The organism is Pseudobutyrivibrio sp. ACV-2 (assembly GCF_900107545.1).
In the GTDB taxonomy this organism is placed as follows: Bacteria; Bacillota; Clostridia; order Lachnospirales; family Lachnospiraceae; genus Pseudobutyrivibrio.
This window is the reverse complement of the sequence record NZ_FNQZ01000021.1, coordinates 21,654-40,389: the sequence shown is the minus strand read 5'-3', so window position 1 is coordinate 40,389 and position 18,736 is coordinate 21,654. Positions and strand designations below refer to the sequence as shown.

At 35.8% G+C, this 18,736-nt stretch carries 18 protein-coding genes, 1 rRNA gene and 1 pseudogene; 5 read left to right on the top strand and 15 right to left on the bottom strand.

Going from position 1 to position 18,736, the window contains the following annotated elements:
• The 6 genes from BLV53_RS15115 to BLV53_RS15085 all read right to left on the bottom strand — a co-directional run.
• Positions 1 to 114: ribosomal RNA gene (locus tag BLV53_RS15115) — 16S ribosomal RNA — on the bottom strand; the annotation flags it as partial.
• A 672-nt stretch (positions 115 to 786) separates the two neighbouring features.
• On the bottom strand, positions 787 to 1,527 hold the full coding sequence (locus BLV53_RS15110; protein ID WP_090302390.1) for a YdcF family protein: 741 nt from the start codon (positions 1,525 to 1,527) through the stop codon (positions 787 to 789).
• On the bottom strand, positions 1,527 to 2,000 hold the full coding sequence (locus tag BLV53_RS15105) for a MazG nucleotide pyrophosphohydrolase domain-containing protein (RefSeq protein WP_090302388.1): 474 nt from the start codon (positions 1,998 to 2,000) through the stop codon (positions 1,527 to 1,529). The genes BLV53_RS15110 and BLV53_RS15105 overlap by 1 nt, the downstream gene beginning before the upstream one ends.
• Before the next feature lie 307 nt (positions 2,001 to 2,307).
• Positions 2,308 to 2,997, bottom strand: coding sequence for a hypothetical protein (locus BLV53_RS15095; RefSeq protein ID WP_090302384.1), 690 nt, complete (start codon positions 2,995 to 2,997; stop codon positions 2,308 to 2,310).
• A 111-nt stretch (positions 2,998 to 3,108) separates the two neighbouring features.
• A complete protein-coding gene (locus BLV53_RS15090; RefSeq protein ID WP_090302382.1) occupies positions 3,109 to 3,621 on the bottom strand; it encodes a hypothetical protein in 513 nt (170 codons plus the stop codon).
• A 4-nt stretch (positions 3,622 to 3,625) separates the two neighbouring features.
• Positions 3,626 to 4,048: a DUF4430 domain-containing protein gene (locus tag BLV53_RS15085; protein ID WP_170830898.1), complete on the bottom strand. Its 423-nt coding sequence runs from the start codon at positions 4,046 to 4,048 to the stop codon at positions 3,626 to 3,628.
• A 299-nt stretch (positions 4,049 to 4,347) separates the two neighbouring features.
• Here BLV53_RS15085 and BLV53_RS15080 point away from each other — a divergent pair, with 299 nt between their 5' ends.
• Complete coding sequence (locus BLV53_RS15080) at positions 4,348 to 5,163, top strand: helix-turn-helix domain-containing protein (protein WP_170830897.1); 816 nt, start codon at positions 4,348 to 4,350, stop codon at positions 5,161 to 5,163.
• Positions 5,164 to 5,208: 45 nt separating this feature from the next.
• Positions 5,209 to 5,604: a substrate-binding domain-containing protein gene (locus BLV53_RS15075; protein WP_090302374.1), complete on the top strand. Its 396-nt coding sequence runs from the start codon at positions 5,209 to 5,211 to the stop codon at positions 5,602 to 5,604.
• Between the two features lie 12 nt (positions 5,605 to 5,616).
• On the opposite strand, the pseudogene BLV53_RS17760 reads toward BLV53_RS15075, so the two are convergent.
• Positions 5,617 to 5,715, bottom strand: a pseudogene (locus BLV53_RS17760) (VOC family protein); the annotation flags it as partial.
• A gap of 180 nt (positions 5,716 to 5,895) precedes the next feature.
• Between BLV53_RS17760 and BLV53_RS15065 the strand changes: the two are divergent.
• On the top strand, positions 5,896 to 6,483 hold the full coding sequence (locus BLV53_RS15065) for a 50S ribosomal protein L25 (protein ID WP_090302372.1): 588 nt from the start codon (positions 5,896 to 5,898) through the stop codon (positions 6,481 to 6,483).
• Between the two features lie 126 nt (positions 6,484 to 6,609).
• Here the strand turns inward: BLV53_RS15065 and BLV53_RS15060 are convergent, their stop codons facing one another.
• The 5 genes from BLV53_RS15060 to BLV53_RS15040 all read right to left on the bottom strand — a co-directional run bounded on the left by BLV53_RS15060 (position 6,610) and on the right by BLV53_RS15040 (position 10,470).
• Positions 6,610 to 7,131, bottom strand: coding sequence for a macro domain-containing protein (locus BLV53_RS15060; RefSeq protein ID WP_090302370.1), 522 nt, complete (start codon positions 7,129 to 7,131; stop codon positions 6,610 to 6,612).
• Between the two features lie 128 nt (positions 7,132 to 7,259).
• The gene (locus BLV53_RS15055; protein WP_090302368.1) at positions 7,260 to 8,507 is read right to left on the bottom strand and encodes a DUF3298 and DUF4163 domain-containing protein; all 1,248 of its coding nucleotides are present in this window, start codon (positions 8,505 to 8,507) and stop codon (positions 7,260 to 7,262) included.
• Positions 8,508 to 8,708: 201 nt separating this feature from the next.
• A complete protein-coding gene (locus BLV53_RS15050; RefSeq protein WP_090302366.1) occupies positions 8,709 to 9,449 on the bottom strand; it encodes an HAD family hydrolase in 741 nt (246 codons plus the stop codon).
• 51 nt (positions 9,450 to 9,500) lie between these two features.
• Positions 9,501 to 10,046 carry a GNAT family N-acetyltransferase gene (locus BLV53_RS15045; protein ID WP_090302363.1) on the bottom strand — a complete coding sequence of 182 codons (546 nt, stop codon included), beginning with the start codon at positions 10,044 to 10,046 and terminating at the stop codon, positions 9,501 to 9,503.
• A gap of 229 nt (positions 10,047 to 10,275) precedes the next feature.
• A complete protein-coding gene (locus BLV53_RS15040) occupies positions 10,276 to 10,470 on the bottom strand; it encodes a hypothetical protein (RefSeq protein ID WP_090302361.1) in 195 nt (64 codons plus the stop codon).
• Positions 10,471 to 10,677: 207 nt separating this feature from the next.
• Between BLV53_RS15040 and BLV53_RS15035 the strand changes: the two genes are divergently transcribed.
• Positions 10,678 to 11,922: a hypothetical protein gene (locus BLV53_RS15035; RefSeq protein WP_090302359.1), complete on the top strand. Its 1,245-nt coding sequence runs from the start codon at positions 10,678 to 10,680 to the stop codon at positions 11,920 to 11,922.
• A gap of 47 nt (positions 11,923 to 11,969) precedes the next feature.
• Here BLV53_RS15035 and BLV53_RS15030 read toward each other — a convergent pair whose 3' ends face one another.
• The 3 genes from BLV53_RS15030 to BLV53_RS15020 form a co-directional block, all read right to left on the bottom strand.
• Positions 11,970 to 13,241: a hypothetical protein gene (locus tag BLV53_RS15030; RefSeq protein ID WP_090302357.1), complete on the bottom strand. Its 1,272-nt coding sequence runs from the start codon at positions 13,239 to 13,241 to the stop codon at positions 11,970 to 11,972.
• 584 nt (positions 13,242 to 13,825) lie between these two features.
• The gene (locus BLV53_RS15025) at positions 13,826 to 14,743 is read right to left on the bottom strand and encodes a J domain-containing protein (RefSeq protein ID WP_090302355.1); all 918 of its coding nucleotides are present in this window, start codon (positions 14,741 to 14,743) and stop codon (positions 13,826 to 13,828) included.
• Positions 14,744 to 14,945: 202 nt separating this feature from the next.
• Entirely contained in the window at positions 14,946 to 17,621 is a 2,676-nt protein-coding gene (locus BLV53_RS15020; protein WP_090302353.1) for a leucine-rich repeat protein, read from the bottom strand.
• Positions 17,622 to 17,758: 137 nt separating this feature from the next.
• Here BLV53_RS15020 and BLV53_RS15015 point away from each other — a divergent pair, with 137 nt between their 5' ends.
• Positions 17,759 to 18,616 (top strand): LysR family transcriptional regulator, encoded by an 858-nt coding sequence (locus BLV53_RS15015; RefSeq protein WP_090302350.1) that lies wholly within the window; start codon positions 17,759 to 17,761, stop codon positions 18,614 to 18,616.
• The last annotated feature ends 120 nt before the right edge of the window (positions 18,617 to 18,736 follow it).

Here is an 18,736-nt window from a genome sequence, read left to right as displayed (position 1 = left end):
CTCAGTCAGTAAATCGTCACCCCGAAGGGATCGTGATAAACTGCTTCGTTCGACTTGCATGTGTTAAGCACGCCGCCAGCGTTCATCCTGAGCCAGGATCAAACTCTCATGTTAAATATGTAAGTAACCGAAGTTACTTGAGTTCAATTCCAGGTCAGCACAAAACTGACTTGTTTACTGTAAATGTAAGAATCAAAGATTCTTACTAGAATATGAATTCAAGAATTCATATTTGCTTAATAAAGGTTTCGTTTCTTTAAGAAACTTAAATGAATTTCAAGGATACATGTTAACTATAAATAACTTGTATTAATTCAAGGTTTGTTTCACTGTTCAGTTATCAATCTTCATTTATTTGTATTGCTCTGTGTGACTTGCTGTCCCTCAGTGCTCGATTATAGTATCATCCTAAATTACTAAAGTCAACAGATTTTTCGCCATTTTCTAAAGTACATCTATTCACCCAAAAAACTTTAGTTATTAGAATTGTGTTAATAATTTTCACAATTCTTATTTGCGTTAATTACTGCCTAATATTTGGTTCCTCATATAGTATAGAAGGAACACATTTTTGATTGTCCAATGTATTTATCAAATATATGCTTTGTAATACTTCTATATAGATAATGAAAACCCTAATTTGAAATAAGAAAAAACGCAACCACTCAATACGAATGGTTGCCAGTCTTGATCTAACACAGATAGGTATCCTCTACTTAATCAATTATCTTTTGAATCATATAGTATACATGATAAATATCGATGAACCTGTAATTTAAAATGAATTTATTTAAATATATTTTTTAAAATACCAAAGGTTTCTCTAACCATGTTGTTAGGAAGGTACTGATATTCAGTATAAGCTGCAATGCCTGAAACTTTTGCATCAGTATATCTCTTGGCTATCATTACGCCTCTGAACACATGAAAATTATTTGTTACAATACCTATCTTCATATCATCATCAGTATCTATGAGCATTAAAGCATTACTAATATTTTCATCTGTATCAAGAGAATCATTTTCTATCAAAATCCTATCCTCTCTGATACCCTGCTCTACAAGATAGATTTTCCCACCTTCACCTTCAGATATAGATTCGTTAATTCCCTGACCCCCAGTAACAATCACCTTTGTGTCTGGATTATCATTTAAATATTCTTTAGCAGAATCAAGTCTGGCTTTATAGACTACACTTGGGCCCCAATCTCTCATCTGTGCACCTAACACGATTATATAATCAGCCCCCGAGTCGCCCTTTGCAAAAAACTGAGTAAGAATACAGCCTTGGCAAATGACGAAAACAGTAAGTCCAATCGTCACTATAGTTCTAAATGCATATCTCAAAATTTTAGGAACTTTAGGCCATATATTTTTCTTGTCCATTATATATAAAAATTCAAAAAAGAAAGCTGCGAAAATCCAAATGATAAATGAAAAAGTACCGCTTCCTACCATATATACGGCTACGGAATATAATAATGAGATAATAGCCAGGAAAGCATATATAAATCTCAACTTTTTCATTACTTATACCCCTTCCGCTCTTTAGCCCTTTCGATAAGCTCTTTGGCTTCCTCAAAAGCTTCTGGAAGCGTATCGGCAAACCATTCTTTACCTTCTTTTTCTTGCTTCTTTATTTCTTCCCAGGCAGAATGTTGTTCTTCCTTTGAGTTATAGGTTACTCCAGCAAAAACATGAGGGTGGCGTCTTACCATCTTTTCAGACACAGTCTTTGCTACTTCATCAAAAGTAAACAAGCCCTCCTCTTCTGCTATTACTGAATGAAACATTACCTGTAGGAGCAAATCGCCTAATTCTTCCTTAAGATTTTCTGCATCGCCTGTCTTGATATAGTTATTAATACCATTAATGGCTTCAGCAGCTTCTTCTATACATCCAGGTTTTAAACTTTCATGAGTTTGCGCCCTATCCCATGGACAGCCGTTTTCACTTCTAAGTGTTTCTACGATTTCTTTTAATCTATCTATCTCAGCCATATTTAATTGTCCTCATCAATATATTTTTCTTTACATCAATAATAGAGAATGTGTCATTACACATAGCCATAGATTCTTTGTCTTTACATAGAGCACTGAAAGAAATATCTCCAGCCAATCTCTTCAATTCCGCCAAATGCAATATGTTTTTATAAACATTACTATTGGAATGAACCATGCATTTATTATTTCCTTTCCGCCAAATACCATTGGCAGGAAATCTATAAAGATAAAAGTATGCTTTGCAAGCTTAGTTTGTTTTGGATTTGTGTTTTTTATCTGATCTTCTGATTCGAAAATACATAAATTACCCTACGTTACTTCTGATTATATTTACAAGATTTTCAGGTATTGCGACTTTCTCATCTTCTATTTCTACCTTTACATGATTCCAATCATCATCTGGTAATGTAAAGTCATAGGCAGATTTAAATGAAGAATCCGGTAGCTTTCCTGTTATCGCTTTTGCTAAAACCATAGAAACCAGGTAATCACCTAAAGCAGATGCATGTGCACCATCTTTATAATACAAATCAGCACCAGGAATATCATTTATTTCTCTTAGAACATTGCTCCAGACTTCTCCTACAGGAGCAAGTGTAATGCTTTCATCAGTAGCTATTTTTCTATATCTACGATTCATTTCCTGCTGATTTTCCGGTTTTTCTTTTTCAGACCAGGTTTCAAATATGATAGGTGTTGTATTAACCTTCTTGCACAGTTCTATTATATCATGAGCGAACTTTACAGTATCATCAAAATCAGGTAGTGGATGAGCATACTCTTGAATAACACAATAGTCATAATGCCCATAGAGAATGTTGAATCGCTCAGAAAAATATTCTTCCTCCATATGCCATTTCAAAGTCCTGGCAGAATACGCCAACATAAATACCTGGCAGTCTTCTCCTGTTATGTTTTCAATCATTTGCCTTGTAAGTTCAGGCATATCGTTCATATAGGTGTGGCTGTTGCCTATAAATAATATTTTCTTCATTATTATTTTTTGTCCTTTCCTTCTATAAAAATCATATCTCTTAATTTCGCAGTTATTGATTCCATAAGATGAAAAACTCTTATTCTAACATTCTTCCAATTCCATTATGTGCTACCTGGTTTTCATTACATTATCAATTGGATAATACAAAATCAGCATTAAAACAAAATTACCAGCGCAATGAACCATGTCCCATATAATCCCTGAAATCCACCAGGGAAATGCTGTATTAAATCCTCCTATGATTCCGCCATCCCTCATACCAATAAAAAAGTATGTAATAGAACACAGCATTCCAAAACAAAGGCCAAATATTCCTGCAAAAATAGCCCAAAATAAGGCTGATTCAACATTTCTAAAAAGATATGCCAAAATCACAAGCAAAGGCCAAATATATAAATACATAATCCACCATGTATTTATGCCATACATCATACCCTCAACAAGTATCAATACTGGCACTATTAAAGCAACTTTTTTACCGATACGCCTTGTAAACATAATCAACCAAAATGTTGTCAGCTCGATATTTGGTGCAAAGCTTAGAGCAAATTTGCATGTCTCAATTATAGCTACCATTAAGCCGATAACAGCTATATCTTTAGTAGTAAGTCTTTTCTGCATTTAACTAATTAGCTTTCTCGTATATCCATGTGTAGGTGTCACCGTCAACTACTGGCTGTTGATTTGCACTGTACTGACCATAATCACCATTTACATAAAGTGCCCAATAAGCATTATCCTCAGCATAAATAGCCTGCTCACCATTCACAACTTCTACCATGATTCCATAGTCACCATCTGTGCCACTGTAAGAAAAGCTGTCATTGTTTTCAGCTAACTCATCCATCGCATCCTTTAAATACTCTGCATCTGTACTTAGTTCATAGTCTGCCTTAGCACCTGTGCTATTTACTACCTCGATTACTACATTTTTGCTGCCTTCTGATGGTTTTGCAGAAAATACATTGTAACAGATTGTAAATACTGCAATCAGGGCAACAAGGATTAACCCGCTTATTACTACTATTTTTGATTTTTTCTTTTGCATTTTTATTCTCCATTTCAATAATTTTATTGCCACTAATTCTACCATATTCTCTTTGAATCGTGGCAAAATATGTTTGTAAATCTAAAAAGTGAGTACCATCAGTAGATCAGTTTCAAATTAGCTTCAACTTTACTATGAAAATGTACTGCTACCTACTTACCATTCTCTGTATTTGTAGAAGCTACTCCAAGTATGAATATATCAAGAGTAACTTGATTTTTTTATTGTAAGTTAAATATTTACTCTATAGAATATAGTTAGATTCGACCTTATCATGTATGCATAAGGAGATAGTTCATATGAGTATAGGTTCAAACATCAAACTTCATAGAGAAGAACAACATCTAACACAAGAACAAGTTGCTGAAGCCTTAGGGGTAACTTTTCAAGCTGTGTCTTCCTGGGAGCGAAACGAATATAAACCAGATACAGATAAGCTAGTGAAACTTGCAGAAATTTTCGATGTCTCTGTATCCGCCATACTTGAAGAAAACAATCACATATTTAAGACAAAAGACGCTATTTATGATTGGGAGCATATGAAAACATTCGTCAAGACAACTGCTAGAAACTTCAAGCTCAAGAATACCCTCGCTGCAGTGGATTTTGCAGTATATGCTCATGAAGGACAGATACGAAAAAAATCTACAGTTCCATATATTTATCATCCACTTAATCTTGCCTGTCATGCACTCTCAATGAATATTATTGAGGATGATATTATTGCAGGCAGCCTTCTTCACGATGTTGTAGAAGATTGCGGTGTGCAGTTGGATAGTCTTCCTGTTGATGAAGAAGTCAAGGAACTTGTAGATTTATTAACCTGTAAAAAAACAACTCCTGAAAATCGCAAGGAGATCATTGGCCCTTACTATGAAAAAATTAAAAATAATCCTAAAGCATCTTTGATAAAGTGCATGGACAGATGCAACAATCTTACTACCATGTCCTGGGGGCTAAGCCGTGAAAAAATATACAGAATGATTACTGAAACCGAGGAGTACTATCCTGCACTTCTTAAAACAATTAAAAAAACTACTGAATATAACAATGCTGCATGGTTGCTTAAATATCAGATTGAAAGCATGCTTGATATCTATAAAAGACTCATGTGATACAAGTCTAAATAGCTTCTATTTGATTATTGGAAAAAATTATTTATTGCAAAACGCAGATTAAAAAAATGCAACCTTTATGATGGTGGCAAAGCAATCTTAGAAAATTATCTCTCATCACATAAATGGGATATAGACATTATATATGCCCAAAATGACGACATGGCTCTCGGCGCTATCGATGCTTTGAAATCACACGGAATCATCCCTGGGGAGGATGTCATCATCATATCAGTCGATGCCACAAAGCCTGCCTTTGTAGCCATGAACAATGGCGACCTAAACTGCACAGTAGAATGTAACCCTCTCATTGGAAATCAGCTGATGAAGGCTATCCGAGATTTGGTGAGTGGTAAAACTATGCCTTTTAGAATCATTACAGAAGAAAAAATATATGCTCAAAATGATTCTGAGCTATTGATTGATCAGAGAGAATACTAGATGGGGAGGCTCTCAAATAGTAATCTCTATCTGATTATTTTCAATAGCTACAATACAAGATTCATAGTAACCATCGCCTGTAGTCCTTGGACCGGAAACCACCTCATAGCCTGCATATTGCACTGATTACATATCGCCAAGATACTTCACCATAATTTTTGACACTTGACTATTTAAAGAAAGAGGGCTATAACATAGTCGAACAAGAGAAACAAACGAAACGCCAATTGAATATCGACATTCCGCAAATTTCCCTGCTCAAATATTTGTATTTTTAGGAGGAAGAGACAAATGGATACTTACAGAGTACAAAGACGTGACATGGAAAAGAAAGCAAAGAGGTTGAGAAGAGACGGCTACGTTACAGGTAACCTGTTCGGTAGAGATATCGAGCAATCAATCCCACTCCAGTTCGAGGTTAAGGAGGCTGAAAGCCTAAGAAAAAGTGGACATACTCAGATGACCCTTGATTTGGAAGGAAAAAAGTACAATGTGTTATTAAAGGAACTACACTATGATGCAGCTAAACATCAGATTGTAGAGATGGATTTTCAGGAGCTTGTCAAAGGCGAGGTTATCCATGCTACAGCTGAAGTTGTTCTTGAAAACAAGGATGCTGTTACAGAAGGCGTATTAGAGCAACTGCTTTCTGAAGTAGCTTACAAGGCAAAGGCTGAGGATGTAGTCGAAAAAATCGTAATAGATTGTAGCTCACTAAGACTAGGCGATACAGTCACAGTTGCTGATTTAGCAATATCAAATAACAAGAAAGTTGAAGTAACCACACACGCTGAACAGGTAGTAGTTGAGGTTATTGCAGCAAAAAATAAAGTTACTGATGCTGAGGAAGAAGAGGATGCATCTCAGGCAGCTTCATAAAGAATAGTATTTAAGTGAGTCTCCATATGTGGAGACTCTATTACAAGGCGGGACTTAGGCCCCGCCATTGTTTTTTTATATATTTTAAGAGTCGGAAAATGTAAAATATATGTATATAGAAAGGATTTAAATATATAATTTTGCAGAATCCATTTCTCTACTTGTAAAAGCGCAGAGTAACACTTGTACTTCGTAATCAGGAAAGTCTGTCGTAAAACTTTCATATGCCCTTTTACACTGCTTAGCTGATTCCCCTGGGGCATCGGCAAGATTTCCGCCGAATATGCCAGAGCTTATTAACGGAAAAGATATGCTGTGTAATCCATTATCTTTTAAAACAACTAGAGAATTATAGTATGCCTCAAATAGTTCCTTGAATGCATTCGGTGTGGAGGCAAAATTTGGCCCTACGGCATGGATAATGTATTTGCAATTAGTCATGTTAAATGCAGGAGTTATAGCGGCCTGACCATCATTAAGAGGTGTATTGCATTTCCTGCAGGCATCAGACAATTCTCTCATGCCTGCTTTATCAAATATTACCCCACAAATACCACCGCCAGCAGCCAGATATCTGTTGGCAGCATTAACAATTGCGTCTACTTTTTGATCTGCACAGGATGCATTGATTAATCTGATACTGCTCATAGTAAAATCCTCCTGTCATTATTTTAATATCATTGTAATACAAAAATGCCCTGTTTTCACAAGGCATTTAGGTAGTATATCATGTAATTAATTTCTATCAAGCTTAAAGCTTATAATATGATGTTACTTTACTTGAAATCAAATCCATACTGCTGTTCATTGCTCCATACAATTTCATTATCACCATAAGTTTTTTCACCCATGGTGAATCCAGAATCTGTCACTTCCTTAATAGAAAGTGTAGTATCCATGTGACCTTTTTTAGTGATACCATGAGAAACCTCGTAGAGGTCTACGCTGATGCCATCGTTTGCAACAAGCACAAAGTTGCCCTCGTCGTTGTGAATGAAATAGCCGGTATACCAGCTACCATTTCCAGACTCTTCTTTCTGTTCCTCAGCTCCGACTGTCAATGTAACGAAGTTTCTATCAGTTTCTTCATCCCAGGTATTGATAAGGCTAACGCTCTCAAGCTTACCATCACCATTAAAATCAACTCTGCTATTTAAACCTGTTTCAGAAAGCTTCAGTACATATGGTGCGTCTTCAAGTGGAGTGTATCTATCATTAATTTCAGCGTACTGAGAATAAGGTACTGTAAACGAAATAGTACCGGCAGCATAAGGAGCTATATCATACTGCTGAAAAATAAATGTAATACCAACAGTATCCAAATAGAACTCTGGTTGATTACCATTTGCAAATAGTTCTTCGATTGCTTCCTTATAGTTAACTATATCATCACTGTATAGGTTTCCTCTAGCCGCTTCGGAAGAGGTGGCAATTGTATCTAAAATAAAATCCTTTGAAACCTGCCTAATAGTATCGGCATCACCTAAATCATCAAGTGTAATTTGCTTGCCTGTGGCAACGTCAAAGTTGACTCCCGTATAGCTTCCACCACCATGAGCACCACCCATGAAGGTATAATCGTTAATAACAAGACTAAGAAGCTTATTATCGCGACGCATAATTTCAACAGTGATGTCGTCAGAATATTTAACTTGATACTCAGCATCACCGAAATCTTCATTCTCCTGTTTAGCTTGGTCGTTCATTTCTTCTATGCCACTGTTGAAATTCTTAACCAGACCGCTGAAGTATTTTTCTACTGCATCCTTTAGCTCAGGATGATCGTCATCAGTAATCTGTAAGCACTGGACATGACCTGTAAAATAATCGTAATCATCTGCAGTGACAGAAGTAAACGAAATCTCCGGTGCCGTAGCACTGACAGACTCCTTTTCAGCAGCCTCTTTTTCAGCCTCTACCACGTTATTGTCTGTATTTGTAGAATCTGCAACAGGCTTCCCGCAGGCCATAAGACTTGATACTGTAACAGCGCAGATTAAAAGCATTGCTAATCTTTTTTTCATAGAAGTTCCTCCATAAAATTTAAAACTCTATTTTATTTTTCAACCTCAGTATACACAATCTCTGTATTATATCAAGTAGTACAGTTAAATTTTAGAAATCTTTATAATTACAAATTACATAGAAAATTTTGGTGGAAGTAGTAAAAACTAGAAAACAGATTCAATCCTCTACGGATAAAATCTGTTTAAATCCTAAAAAAACTAGTAAATATTATCATAGCCACCAGCAGGCAGTAATTCTACCGTTATCCCTGCATCTTTTGCCCCGCACTTAATCAAATCTGATTGAATGGAACTATCGGAATGATTGTATGAGTTTATGTAGATTACATCTACGCCGGCAGCGGCAGCTACACCGCAATCAGCCAAGACCTCATTGCCCACCATAACACACTCAGATTTTACCAGCTTGTGCTTTTCGATAAGTGCTTCCATGAAATTCCCATCAGGTTTTTTAATCCCTAAATCTGAGGAAATAAATATATCGTCAAAATACTTTACTAAATCTGTATCTTCAAGCTCTTTCTCTGTGAAAAGACGCTGAGCATTTGATAGAAGATATATCTTTCCTCCATCTGCCTTTATCCTGTTCAATAGCTCAGCAACTCCATCATATCTGACAAGCTTGTCTCTAGATTTTTCTCTAAATGTATTGCAGAGCTTTCTCATATCCTTGATAGTTACATCTTTTCCAATAAGTCGCTGCCAAACATTTTCAATCTTTATCTCCGGATGCTTGCTTCCATTCTGTTCTGCCAGCTTCTGTTCTTCTTCTGAACATATAATGCGATAATCCCTGCGCAATACTTCAGTAGTAACTGTAGTTCCAAAGTTATCCTCCAAATATTTAGACATAAATTCCCATAATTCTTGCTGATTCTCATCAGTATGAATATCTATCAGTGTTCCGTATAAATCAAAAATATAGTTCTTATAACGCATAGCTTCTCCCTAAATTTATTTCTGCAAATTTATAATCTCTTTTCAAATTTACTATAGCTCCAATAGCATGTAAATCAATTCCTGATAACCTGTGAATTTTGAGTTAAATCCTTTAGGATTTCGACCATATTCCACAAATCCCAGACTCTTATACAGTGCTATTGCTCTATCATTTTCTGCCACCACCTGAAGCTCCAGCTGATTAAATCCTGCTTCTTTTGCACACTTAATGCAGGCTGATGCAAGCATTTTCCCAAGGCCTAGTCCCCAGTATTCCTTTAAAACACTGATGCCAAAATCTGCTCTATGCCTTACTTTATACTTTTCGCCAACAGGCTCAATTCCAGCCATCCCGACTATCTTTCCGTCCACTATAGCGATTAATTCTATGGCATTTGAGCTCAAGGCTTTTTCTTTTAGAAACTGAGCCTCCTGTTCAGCAGTAAAACTGTTTTCCTCAGGATATGACAACAGATAATCTGTCTCTTCATGGGTTATATTAAACACATCAAAAACTTCTTTTCCATTTGGCTCATCACCATTTCTAATTATTACCTTTTTACCATTTTTAAGAGTTAGTGTCTGATTGAACTTCACCGGTTTGCCTCTTTCTAAAAATCTTAACTCGTAACATACTCACTATGTATGTTTTGTCGTTTTTCATTTCACAATTATAACCAATATACTCCCATAACAAAAGACCCTGAAACGGAAAAGACAATCATCATTTCTCATAGAAAAACTGGATAAAACATTCGGTATTCAACCAAACATCTTATCCAGCTAAATTTTTATAAATTCCTAAGAATACTAACTAATAAATAACTTAGGCTACTGGTATTACTTCCTCCTGCTGCTCTATGATTTCAACAGGTTCTTCATTTTCCTCTTTTGCAGCATTTGTTGTAGTATCCTCAGTTTCAACTGTCTGCTCTTCATAGCCCTTTCCAGAAGCCAAATAGGCCATATAAGGATCAACTGTAGAACGTACATAATTTGGATTGCCACCTGTGTAGTTCATTTTTTGTTGCACTCGTTAATTTATTACGTAATGTAACACTCAATTAATCACAATAATGTCACATGAGGTAGTAGAGTATGACTTCTTATAAATATTTTTTTGAAAAAGTACTATTGGAGTATTAAAATACATGGATGGTGCTTTTTGCTGTCATACGAAAAAATTCATAGGGTAGAAATCAGCAAGGCATGCAGAAGGGAAGAAAAAATGAAAAGAAGTAGAAAAATCGCAATTATAACATGGATAATTGTTATAATTCTCGCCATTATGGCAACCATAACCGTGCTGTACATGCACGTAAGAAAAAAAGATACAAAATTTGAGATGACAAGTGAAATCAAAAATGCGATGAGTATTTTGGTTTTATATGAATATGGCGGACATACATATGATAATTTAGAAATTTTGGATGACAGAGGTATGTGGGAAGAATATTTCATTCACAACTTTCTGTTAAATAATACATATAGTTTTGAATATCTGGATGAGATTAGTGAAAAAAATGGTGGAAAGATTCCAAAGAAAGATGCTGAAAATATGCAGTATTCACTGACGGGACGTCATATGACCTTTACATCAAAAGATAGTGAAAATATAGATAGACATAATTTAAATGACTATACAGAAGGAAGCTATGCTACTTTCCAGTATTGTGATTTCACGGAAGATGGAGATGAAGTAACTGGAACTGCCAAATACACCATATACTATTCTTTGGTTGTAGATGACAATGGTGAATCAGATTTTTTACCAGTGGAAACATATATCAATTTTGAGTTAAAAAAGAATCCTGACAGCTGCTTTGATGGCTATAGTTTTGTAAAACTTGAAATTATGGATGATGATAAAGAGGATGACGAGGCAAATGATGAATCAGATGCTAAGAATATTCCTGAAGAAGAGAAAGAGGCTGAATCTGAAATTAAGCCTGAGGAAGAGGTTGAACCAGATTCTGAAATCACACCAGAAGAAGAAACGGAATCTGAATCCGAAATTAAGACAAAGGAAACAATAAAGTTACCTGAGAACAAGACCAAATCTCAGGAACCTCAAGGAACAAAAACAAGTAGCTTAAATGATTTTGGCCCAATTACTACAGAAGAATACAATTCTTTCAAGAAAACCTGCGACGATACAGTGGACACAAACAAAATGCAGGATATAGCAGCCTTAATGACAAAGGATTACACAGGAACCTGGTATGATCCAAGTAACGGTGAAGCTATCAGGCTAAGCTCTGAGGGAGCATATGTGTATATCCCATATTTGGAAATGTATGGAGATACGCTCTACCAGTGGAAGCTTGTAGACCGCTCTGCAAAGGGTGCATGCCCAATGTTAGAAATCAAATGTTGGGGTCCAGATACAGGTGGTTTGGCATATTATGTTGCAGGTTATAATGGAAACTATTTCTATGGGAAGCTACAGGGATATGTTTTTTATAAACAATAATGAACAGGAGACCGATATCATCATGCTCGGTCTCCTGTTTTTCTCTATCAATCCATAGGTTCCTCAAATTTTGCTACATCATTAATTAATGCTGCTCTTTCCGTATATGGTATGCCATTATCAGCAAGCTCATTAAGTAAAGCTTTGTAATAAATATCTTCCTCAAAATTTTGATGTATTGAAAGAAAAATATTTCTATTTACTGCAGCAATTTCAATTAGGAAACCATTAGCCATAGGTACATGAGTCCAAAACTCACGAATATGCATCCCAATGTCCTTATACTTCCATTGCCCTACATAACTAACAATGTACGAAAAGAAATTCCTTCCACCATCTATCATCTTAGAAAAAGCTTCTCGCTTATCTTCAATCTTAGGGGCTTTCAATATCATCTTATTTCTTGAAGATGAAAATACCATTTTTTTATATACATTTTCCTCATCACTCTGAAGGAAAGTCATTCCCCTATATGCAGTGCATTGCCTGTCTAATGCCATTTTCTTCAACTTATCAGAATACTTTAATATCGTGGTATTTACACAGTTATGATGTGTACAGGATTTCCCTAGCATTGGTCTTCCATTGATAATATACGAACCAACAATATCCTTTTTCCTTTCAGGGTTTATCTTATCGATTGCTCTCGCTGCAAGGACTGCTATAAAAGTTCCAGGACTGGCATCATTTGAGGAGGTAAATTTAAGCAGTTCTTTTTCAGGAATAATCACATCTCTTACCATTGGCGCGTTGCTGATGGTCATCCCTCCATCATTCACAATCGAAAACGCTGGATTAAGCCTACTAAGACTTGGTGGTATCTGTGACAAATCAATTTCCTCAAGTGCATCCACTGGATCAATATATTCGCTCTCTTCAATGGTATCATCAAGTGTTCTTATCCCATCATGACTTATATCTCCATAGATTTTTGACAGATAATAGTAAAGAAGTGTACTTAAGACATAATACATCCCCGTTCCATCACATATCCCATGAAAAAAATCCAAATATATAAAGTCATTTTCATAACAAACGGCCCAAACATGATAATTAGTTTCTGTAGAATTTAAAATTATTTGGTTACTTGTATTAAAGCAGCAAACCGGTAGATTGTTTTCTTCGTAATAGTACTCAGTGTCATTCTTCTTAAGCCGCACGCACAAATATGGATACCGCTTTTGTGTGCTTTTCAAAGCATCCACAATAGCCTCACTATTGATATTTTCATCCATTCGAACGCACAACCTAACTGAATAGTTAATCCGGCCAACACTTCCATATAAATGTAATGCATCTCCTGTTGTTACTCGAATCATTGTATTCCTCCCAATTAGCTCTGTTTTAAGATGTACACCCCACCCAATGGGCATTCATTTTATAACACCTTAAAATCAAAATCACTAACTACATTGCAGATAATAACACTAATATGTGTTAATCCTATTAACACCTGTGATTAGCAACCTTTCTCATAACCTGTGTTATACCATGTTTGTTTGAAATATAATGGTGTGCCGAATATACAGACTTCCGTTTCACTCATAAATCAACGTTTTATAGAGAATACGCCCCTAGCAAGTTAGGCGAATCCATGAGACCTATCATTAAAATCAATGAAAGAATTTGATACAATTATAAATCATTAAAACAAATGGAGCATTCTCTCGGGAGACTCCTAAAATTTTATGAAGCTGCCTGCTCAGAATCTTCTTCCTCCTAAAAATACAGTTTCAGACCCATCGGTATCAAGATATGCACTAACGTAAACCACTGCATTACTATAGTTTCCATATTTAAGACTGCTGAAGGAATCTGTTTTAACATCGTAAGTTGGCATTAATGCAGAATCATAATAATGTCACATGAAGTAGAAGCGTATATTAAATCTCAGTTAACATTGCTAGAAGCCTTCTTTAGCGTATTTTTTTAGCAGCTCATCAATCTTAAGACTTGTACTTTCTATCCCGGATGTATCTGTTTCTATAAGCCTGATCCACAAATCTAAATCTACATATTTCTTTCTTGTTTTAGATTTAAGGGAATTAGCAGATACCACCATTTTCACCTGAGCCTTCTTCTGCTCAAGCAGTGGGATAATTACATAATAAAGTCTATCGTCCTTGAAACTGAGGTACCCAATTATTTGACCACTCTTGTTTCTCAGATAAAGCTTATGATTAGATACACCGGCAGGATATAGAGTATTGCCTTCCTTAGGAGTAGTAGCATTTATATCAAGCTCCACCATAGCATCGATTTTATAGGCATCTGCATCTAAAATCCCCAGCTCTTTTAATGTCAACGAACTATCTATAAACTGGCCTGTAAGCAGATAAGTAATATCTGCCAAATATTTCTGCTTGATTACATCAGGCACTTCAAAAAATAGTGACAGTCGAGCTGATTCTAGCAGTTCTTTGCTGGTTTCATATAAGCTCTTTAGAAATAGTGAAAACTCCTCATCCTTTGACCAGACATATTTTCCTCTAGCTATTTCTATAGTGCCGATACTGTTTCCATCGAAATCTTCAACCTCATGAAAAATCGGTCTGGCGCAGTATGCATTTTTATTTTCTTTTGCATTCCAATTTTTCGCTTTAGCTTTTCTTTTGACAGCTGATTTAATTTTCTCTCCACTATCAAAACTTTTCATAATCAGTTCATAGGCTGTGTTTATTTTGGCTGCAGCTGCGCTGTCATCAATCCCGTTGCTATCAGGATGATGCTCAAGCATCAACTTCCTATATTTTTTCTTTACTGTTTTCTCATCTTCCGTTCCATCCAATCCAAGGATTTTGCGGGCTTGGTTTTTATTCATTGATATTCTCTTCTCTTGCAATATTTATTACATGTTACACATTATAAAAATTTTTTTGAAAAAGTACTATTGGAGTATTATAATACTTATCAGGCACTTTTTTGTGAAACTACGTACATACATCTATAAAAATTTTTCAAAACAATAAAAAGAGTAGAAGTCGAAATAAAAATTTCTTCTTCTACTCATAAACTAAAAGGCTTTATTTTACCTTCTTCACTTTATATTTAGATGGTGCATTACCCTTTAATGATTCTTTATAATCATCTACCGTTTTCTTATTTACCGTAAATACGATATTATCGCTTGTGTCAGAAAATGCATCAGTTCCTATTGTCTTTGCCTTGCTTCCATTCATGCTTACAGTCTTAAGATTCTTACATCCATAGAATGCCTTTTTACCAACAGATTTCACATTTTTTCCAATGGTAACAGTCTTTAACTTAGAGTTATTTTTAAATGCATTTGCACGAACTGATGTTACTTTGAAGGTCTGCTTGTTGTACTTAACAGTTCCTGGAATTGTAAGCTTTTTAAGTGTCTTTTTTGTAGACTTTAATACCTGAACCTCAAATGCATTTTTTGAAGCCTTTGTCACCTTGAATGATAATCCACCTGATGTAAATTTTGTGCCTACTGCCACAGCATTTTTACTGGTTTTCTTAGGTCCCTTTGTTGGAGCTTTTGGTTCTGATATCTGAACCGCCTCAGCTACACCAGTATTAATTGTAGATTGACTAGTTTCAGTAGCCTCCTTTGATGGGCTGCTAGGTGCATCATTTTTTGAAGTTGAACTTGCGCTTGAGGAATGATTATTCGCTACAGCTTTGTTTGAACTATTATTCTCTACAGTTTTGTTTGAATTATTATTCTCTACTGGCTTTGTCTCTGGTTCCTTTTCGGAAACTGTTTCAGGAGTCTTTACTTCTTCCTTTTCTGGTTCTTTTTCTGGTTCTTTTTCTGGCTCTTTTGTAGGCTCCTTCTCTGAATCTTTCTCTGGCTTCTTTTCAGGCTCAGCCTTCTTTCTATCATTATATTTGTTAGCATATTTATATGCTGTTTTCTGAATTAGATTAACAGTGCTAGCATCATAATCCACTACGTAATTACGATATTCATCGCTTTCTACGAGTTTCTTTACCACCGCCATATTATCCTCAGTAAATTCTAAAGGCTTGTCAGGATTATTGATAGCATAGAATATTGAGCTGGCAGATATCAATGAAGCCAAATCATTTCCATGAACATTATCGCCTTTACGATACCAATGCTTATTATGATTGAAATATAAATCGTAGTATGCCACTCCACTAGGAGCTAAAAGTGCGTCGTACTCAGCAGCAACATTCTTGTAAGCTGAAGTAAATGTATCCTGCATTGTTTCAAATACATCTTCATTTGCCCATGGCATATATAAAAGCAGCTTGCTATTAGAGTTTTCCAGCCATGGAATAAATCCAGTCACACCTTCCACAAGCATTTCTTCTGTAAATCCAGAAGATTTGTCTTGAAGGATTACATAATCATAACCGCCATTTGCTATCAAATCCTCATATGTGCGTGCAGCTACTGTGGCATGGTCTGACAGAGAAGCAGACATCTGAGCCTTTACATCTATTTTTGCCTTGATACCAGCATACTCAAACAGGTTCTTTACCTTTGAAGCCACATCATTGTAACGAGTTAAACTGTTACCTATCATAAGTATTTTTACATCATATGGCCCATCATCTACCACTGTCTCACCTGCAGACAAATCTAACTGAAGGACTTTGTTGCTTTCAACGATATAGCCATCATCATACTGCTCTTCTTCAGGTGCTTCTTCATCTTCAGTCTCATCGCCGTAATAAAGATTTGGATTTACTACAGTATTTCTCATAGCATAATCATCAGGGTCCACAGAATAATAGAAGGTAACTGCAGAATCCTTATCTACTGTAAATGTTCCTTTTTGCGCCCCTTTGTTGCCATCTACCGAATCGTTCCAGCTGTAAAACCCAGGCTTTACAAAAACAGTCACCATGTAACTGTCCTTGCTGGTCTGAATCATTTCAAAGGAATGAGACTCATCCCCTCTTTTCAGTACCAGATTTACATCTGCCAGTCCAGCAGGAACGCTATATTCCTCACCAGCTTCAGAATCATCTGATGCAAGCTTAAATACTGTTTCATCATCATTTATAGAATTGAAGGTAGTCTGGTGTACAGAATCAGCCCAAATGAAAAACTTGTCAGTTCCTTCACCACCTGGAAAGATAACGTACATGTTGCCACCATTATCACCAATCTCACCGTTGTTCCAGGCACCATCAAAATTAATTTTGTATGCATATTTTGAATCTGCTTGAGGTATCGTATATACGAATTCTCTGTTGAAAATACCACCGCCTACGTAATTCAATCTAGAATATGTATTTCCATAGCTTTGATCCCAGCTACCAAACTGTTTAAACTCTTCTACCTTTTTTGCATTAAAAAAGTTTCCTGTCCAGTTTGCAACCTTTTTTACACCTTGAACTAAATTACCATTAGAGTCTAAAGATTCATCAAGACTTGTTACCACTTTATCGTCTTTTGAATAGTATCTTATAAGCACTTTCTTTGACTGACCATTTGTATCTATAGACTCTTCTTTTATAACCTCATCGTCAGCCAGAATCTGGTAGGTATCCACAGAAGATGGAACATTTACTGTAGTCTCATACAGTCCATCTTCGTACAATCGCATACCTTTTTTGTCGTCACCAATTTGCACCTGCAGATACTCATCGTAGGATACTGCTGCCTGCGCATTAAATGCAAACCCAGGAATAAACACGCTAATCAACCCAGCAGAAAGTACTGCAAACAAATTCCCCCTTAAAAATTTTTTCATGAATGCTCCTTTCTTTATATTTGCTAAAAGTATTATTTACTCCATCAAATATCCTATTTCATATAATCGTTGTTCGAAATAATCAAATCCTATATAATCATATATACTGCAGGGTATAAGGAGAAGGGACTATAATTATGGAATTACTACAATTGAGATACTTTAGAACTGCCGCAAAATTCGAAAATTTTTCTAAGGCTGCCGCTTATCATATGATTCCACAATCTGCAATCAGTAAGACCATTAAAAGGCTCGAACAGGAGCTGAACTGTCAGCTCTTTGATAGAAATGGAAAAAACATCTCCCTGAACACTAATGGAAAAGCCTTTCTTAAAAATGTGGACAAGGCCTTAAACACATTAGACGATGGTATCAATAAGCTTAAAGAAGAGGAACCACAGATTATTTCTATACAAATCGTCAGTGGCGTGCGCATTGCAGACAAGCTTATATCATATATTAAACGCACAGATCCTCACCTGAAAATCGTTCTATATCAAGGGGAAAGCAAGGAAGGTATTACCAGTGATTTTAATATCGTGCAGCTGCCTATAGATACAAAGATTTACGATTATTTTAAACTGGCAGATGAAGAAATCATGGTCGCCATTCATAAGAAAAATCCCCTAAGCAAAAAGCATATGATACAGCTTTCAGATTTGCAGAATGAAAAATTTATCACCTATGATAGTAATAACCCTCTAAGGATTTTTATAGATGACTATTGCAAACAAAATAATTTTTCACCGAATATTATTTTTGAAGCCCATTCTGTGGATTCATTTAGATCCATGATAGATGCAAATCTTGGTATAGCTTTTGTTCCTTCATCTTCCTGGAATTCCGTAGAAAGCAAGGACGTAAAGCTAATCCCAATAAAAGATCACCCTATGAGACAGCTGGTAGTAGCCTGGGATAAAGATAAAGAAATTAACGATAGTTACCATCAATTTTCGTCTTTAGTTAAGAAATGGATTGAAGAAAACCAGGATTAAATCTATTAGGCTATACCCGACCAATACTTTTTCACAAAAAACACCACCACTGCAGTCATATAACTGCAATGATGATGTTTAAATTTTGCCAAATATTTTTACACAATTCTGTGATACAAT